This window comes from Pseudoalteromonas sp. BMB (assembly GCF_001709235.1).
Classification (GTDB): domain Bacteria; phylum Pseudomonadota; class Gammaproteobacteria; order Enterobacterales; family Alteromonadaceae; genus Pseudoalteromonas; species Pseudoalteromonas maricaloris.
On sequence record NZ_MBQA01000217.1, the window covers coordinates 1 to 2,883 of the forward strand.

The following is a 2,883-nucleotide window of genomic DNA, read 5'->3' on the forward strand; positions in this document are numbered from 1 at the left end:
AAAAGTACATAACAAAGATGTGCTTTTTAAATTATCTAATACGATAAAACATAATGTTGATATACCTAAACAAACGACGGTACAAAAAAAACCAACTGAAGCTTGGCTTTTTAAGCTCCCTAACAATATTTTCGAAGATGTTGCTAAATCGGGTTACCAGCTTTCAGTTACTGGAAATGTCCCAGGACTTAGCTTCAACAAAGCGACCCGTGAAATAAAAATAATTCCCACAAACAATTTACAAGGCGATTATAAAATCACAGTAAGAGGGGACTCTAACTCCCCTAAAGGCGGTTATGCAATTGAAGAGTTTGTCCTACATGTAAAAGACAACAAACCGCCACAAAGCCTCCTACCTGCACGGATTAATGTGGCAGAAGGGGACAAATCTCTTAATCTAAGAGAGTATTTTTCGGATCCAGAGAATGATTCTATTGATATACGTTTAACCTCAACTTCAGGGCTAAGTTATAATGGACCGGTTGTGGGTTATGACTTGCTAAATACAGTAGAGTTAGGTGGCGAGCTACATAAATTATACGGATTTGATAACTCCAGAGCAGGTACTTACGTTATAAAGGGAACATATTCAGACGGCATAAATGCGACAAAGGCATTTGAGTTTGAACTTACGGTAGAAAATAAGGGAGTTAAATTAAAGCATGCTAACCTAAGTTGGAATCTAGAAACCGGAAAACGTGTTACAGAAAGCGTAAACACAGATGTATTTCGCAATCTCGTTGATGGCTTAGACCCTAATTCACTGAACTATAGCCTCATTTACGCGTATGAAAAGGGTAAAATATCAGCGCCTGATGGTAGCTATAAAAGCTTTGACCAAGTGCAAGCAATGATAGCTTCTGGACAGTTAGATAATGTTGCTCAGAGACTAGGTATAGAAGTAGATGGAAACTCTGGAAAAGTTTCAGGTACTGTCATAAATACTACCTCGTCTGCAAAAGCTAATTTACTTATGGTCATTCATGAACCAGGTGCTTTAGAGCCCGGCTTAATTGAGATTGCGGTAGACATTAAAGGGTTTCAGTTTGAAGCCAAAGCTGGCGAACAAAATTACTACTATTTCAACTCAGAAAATACTGGTCTGCCATCAATTGATAACGTTAGACTGATAGGCGCACCAAGTTTTGTGTCTCTATTACCGAACAATCAAGGAATTGTAGTAACGCCGAATAAGAATCATATCGGCAGTCATGAGTTTGAGATACATTTAACACGTAAACCGGATTTTGAAGCAACAACGACTACAAACAGTGCAAACAATAGAAGCCCATTAGGAACTGTGCTAACCATGAAATTGGTTGTGAAGGATGTGGTCAATAAGCCCCCTGTGGCTTTTAAACCGTTAGAGCCAGTTATTGAGGTAATGGAAAATGGTAGTTTTTCATATCGGCCTGCTCAGTTATTTTCAGATCCTGATGATAATAACCTAACATATACGGTTTTAAACAAACCAAGTTGGGCAACTTGGAACGCATCAAGTGGCACATTGTCTGCGACCACGAGCAATAAGCCGGTGGGTATTCATCAAGTTATCATGCGTGCAACCGATCCTTATGGTAACTTTGCAGATGTTACATTTGAAATTTCAGTATCGGCGGTGAATCGACCCCCCGTAGGAAATGTTAACGAAAACTATAGCGCGACTGAAGGTAAATCGTTTCACTTAGACTTACGGACACTAATAACGGATCCAGAAGGAACTCCGCTTACCTTTACTGCACAGTTTGAAAAAGATTTTGTGATTAATATAGGACCAAATGGCCGGTGGGGGGCTGCGTCTATCCCAAATGGTTTATCATTTAACTCTAATGGCATACTGAGTGGAAAGCCCAACGCTGGTACTGTCGGTCGTTATCGGGTGACGGTACAAGCAAAAGAAGGCGGAGCAAATGGCTACGCGATAACAAGACAGTTTTACCTGAATATCGCCGAGGGTATTCCTGAAAATCGCCCTCCAGTAGGCGATATTCCAGATCAACATATCACAGAGGGAGTTTCATTTTCGCTAGACTTAAGCGCTCGCGTGAGAGATCCAGAAGGTAAATCACTGACGTTTAGTGCTAATTTTGAAGAAGAATTACAGTACTCAGGAGGACCGAATCCGTCGCTTTCAATCGAGCGTAATACTATGGCGTCGAATAGTTTTGGTGGCAGTGGTCACTGGATGCCTACATCGATCCCAAGTGGGTTATCATTTTCTTCAAACGGGTTGTTACGTGGCGTACCAAGTTATAGCAGCTCAGGTCGTTATCGGGTGACAATACGGGCAGCAGAAGGAGGGGCTAATGGTCATACGGTAACGAAACAATTTATATTGAATATAGCGGAAGGCCAGCCTGCAAATAAGCCTCCGACTGTATATATCAGTGCAGTGAGTAGCATCAACAAGGGAGAGTCTACAAGAGTTGAAGCACATGCATCCGATTCAGATGGAAGTATTGCCCAATATCAGTGGGAGGTGTCATCTGGATTGAGCTTTGGTGGTAGTGGACGTTCTATTAGGGTTTACTCATCAGAAGGGTCAAACTCTTCTGAGTGGATAAGAGTGAGAGTTAGGGATAACGATGGCAGCTGGAGTGGGTGGGCTAGGCATACACTTAGTATTACCAACAAGGTCGTGATAGAGCCGGATCCAACTCCGACACCGGATCCGACTCCGACACCGGATCCAACTCCGACGCCGGATCCAATTCCGCCGGATCCAATTCCGACGCCGACTCCACGTCCACCTTCCCTTGGAGGACTTGGTTTACGAGCGGCAAGAAGCTTTTCATTTGAATCATTAAGCATGCCTGAGGTTAAGGAACCACAGATACAATTTGCCTCGGCTGAGACCACAGCGCGGGAAATCGGCACAGCACC

General features: G+C 42.8%; 1 protein-coding gene. It reads left to right on the forward strand.

The genetic code is table 11. The features are described 5' to 3' along the window. On the forward strand, positions 1-2,883 hold a 2,883-nt coding region (locus tag BB427_RS22980), incomplete at both ends, for a putative Ig domain-containing protein (protein ID WP_139119097.1).